Below are 2,601 nucleotides of genomic sequence, written 5' to 3'. Positions count from 1 at the left end.
CGACGGGTGATATGCAAAAATCCTTCTGAATTACGAAGAAAAACTTAAGTTCAATCTATATAGTAACACAATTGTTGCTTTGGGAAATCAATATAGCAGGACAGATTTCAGTCTGCTCACCGACTATTAGGAACGTACTCAGCCAATAATCAGAATATCCGTGACGGAGCACTTCAAAAACTGCAAAAATCAGAAATTGTTAAAGAAGTTTACCGTGCGATTTTAAACGCTATTGATACCAAAGAAAAAGATTCAGAGGAAGATATTCTTATAGTCAAACGACGCTTCTTCACTGAATCCTATAATAAAACGATTGAAGAATTTGCGAATGTTTGATTTGTGAACAAAGGAGAGCTGCAGTTATCCGCGATTCAATATGAAGGAACAGAAACTATTCCGAATATTGGGGGAATTATCAATAGCAAGCAATTTGATAAGTATAAGACCGTACATCCAGATGCAAAACCGTTGAAATATGGACCAGAAATGAAGCGCCAGTGGAGAAAGATATTAGATGAAGTAATTGTACCTTTGAATGAAGAGTCGAGATAAAATCGTTTTGAAATTAATGTTTTTCTTTCAAAGGAGTCGGAGTCCCAGAATTTTTATAAACATTTTATTATGATTACGCAGCTGGAATATTAGAGCTATTTACTTTGCTTAGAAGATGACACGGTAATTTAGAGGTATTATTTAGCTTAATTCTTATTAGTAGTGATTATAAAAAATCAACAGGAATGGGTGTATAAGAGGGATAATAAAATATTAGAAAGCGTATCAACAACAAAAAGATACGCTTCTTCAACTTTAAACAATTTTTGTTTGAGATTTCAACATAACGGGGTTTTATAGTAAAATTGTAATAGGTTGACTAAATAGGAAATTAGATATCTTTTCCTAAGAACGGAAGGAAGAAAGTGAAATGGAAATACTAGCTTTTGTTATCGTTGTCTTAATTTTAATTACATTTGTATTTATGTTACAAGAGATTTTAGCTATAAAAAATAATAACATAGATAGTAAACTTATGTTAAAAGAAAATGCTCAATACGAGGATTTTATTGAAGGCAAAGAATTATTAAAAGGAAGCAATGTGGTGGTAAAAGGTCCTCTAAGGGTTTATCCAAAGTTATTTGGAATCAACAATTTTCATGAGTTCTGTGTTGGAGTGCAGGAAACTAAAAAAATTATCATCACTAGTGACTGTCATAAAGCTACTATCTACATAGGGCCTTATAAATTTCTAGGAGAATTGCTTGTAGGAATGACTGGGTTTGAACTTGATAATTTTGAAATAAAAAAGAAGAAGGGCAGTATACATATTTTCAGAGAGTATAAAGAAATTTTTAATATATTGAATAGACTAGATGACCCCAACTTAGTACATACTCTAGGACAGTTGCTATTACATTGGGCTATATTTGATAAAATTGGTCCGGAGGGACTTGTATTTTCTAATAAGCAAAATGGCTACTTTATTGAAGGAGGGGTTACTAAGTCTAGTCTTGAAAAAAAGCGAGCTAAGCTATTAGAGAAGCACACGGAACACTTTTTTACTTATGAAGATTATATTGAAGAGTGTGTGTCACAAAGTACTGAAAAAAAATATAAATATGATTTACGTTTTAATAGAGAAGAATTACTCGTGCCAGAACTAGGAATAATGATAAAAGGTCCGATCTATATGTATACAAAAAAGTTTAATTTTACTGGCTTTGGAGCAGGCACACTTATCATTAAAGAGACAATAGATGTCATAATTAAGTTAGAACAACTTGCAGATCGGACAATTAAGGTAAAAAGTATTACAGTCAATAATCAAATAATTCCTATACAACGGAGCACTGAGCAATATAGTTTGCCTCACACTATTTATAATCTTCTTGAAGAGTTAGATAAGTTTTCGTTAGATCTACATACTTTGAAAGAAGCACTGTTCGAAATTTTAATTAGCATAGATGTGTTTAATGGTGCAATCAATAGAGGTTTCATTAGAGACGCAGATGAATATTCTTTCGTTGTAGATGATTATTACCTTATAGATTCGCAAATGGCTGGGTTTTTCGAAGAAGTGTTTTATAAGGTGCAACAAATTTTTATAGATTTAGATAGATTAAAAGGTAAAAAAGAACAAAATCAATTTGGAAATAGTAATTTTGGTTTTGAAAATGAAGACAAGATTGTTTATTATTTAAGAATTTTAGAATTAGATGCTAATGTTCGTAATTTTACAATTGTAAAGAGACAATATAAAAAATTAGCAAAAAAATATCACCCTGATTTAGCTAATGGAGACTCAGAGAAAATGTCCGAAATAAACATAGCATATGAAGCATTAGATTCAATCTTTAATGAATATGTGCATTCTTAAGAGATGTTAATTTTGAATATACTATATAGATTGACCTTAAGTTTTTCTTCGTAATTCAGAAGGATTTTTGCATATCACCCGTCGAAATAGAGACTTATCCTGAATGGGCGGTGAAATGTCATGAAATCCAATATTGACGAATTACAAGAGGTTGAAAATAGACTTAAAGGCGAAAAAACCCGTCGTATGTATGAACGTTACCAGGCGATTCGTCTGCACCTGATGGGGAA

General features: G+C 31.6%; 1 protein-coding gene and 1 pseudogene. Both read left to right on the top strand.

Going from position 1 to position 2,601, the window contains the following annotated elements:
* Positions 1–120: 120 nt before the first annotated feature.
* Positions 121–552: pseudogene (locus tag CVD19_RS23815) on the top strand (type I restriction endonuclease subunit R); the annotation flags it as partial.
* 370 nt (positions 553–922) lie between these two features.
* Entirely contained in the window at positions 923–2,371 is a 1,449-nt protein-coding gene (locus tag CVD19_RS25220) for a J domain-containing protein (RefSeq protein WP_219620120.1), read from the top strand.
* Positions 2,372–2,601: the final 230 nt, after the last annotated feature.

It is taken from the genome of Bacillus sp. T33-2, assembly GCF_002860205.1.
Lineage (GTDB): Bacteria > Bacillota > Bacilli > Bacillales > Cytobacillaceae > T33-2.
The sequence above is the reverse complement of the archived record's forward strand: the minus strand, read 5'-3'. Positions and strand labels throughout refer to the sequence as shown.

Bases quoted from the DNA above. Each gene is read 5' to 3' on its own strand.
- CVD19_RS25220 (WP_219620120.1), top strand. From the start codon at position 923: ATGGAAATACTAGCTTTTGTTATCGTTGTCTTAATTTTAATTACATTT.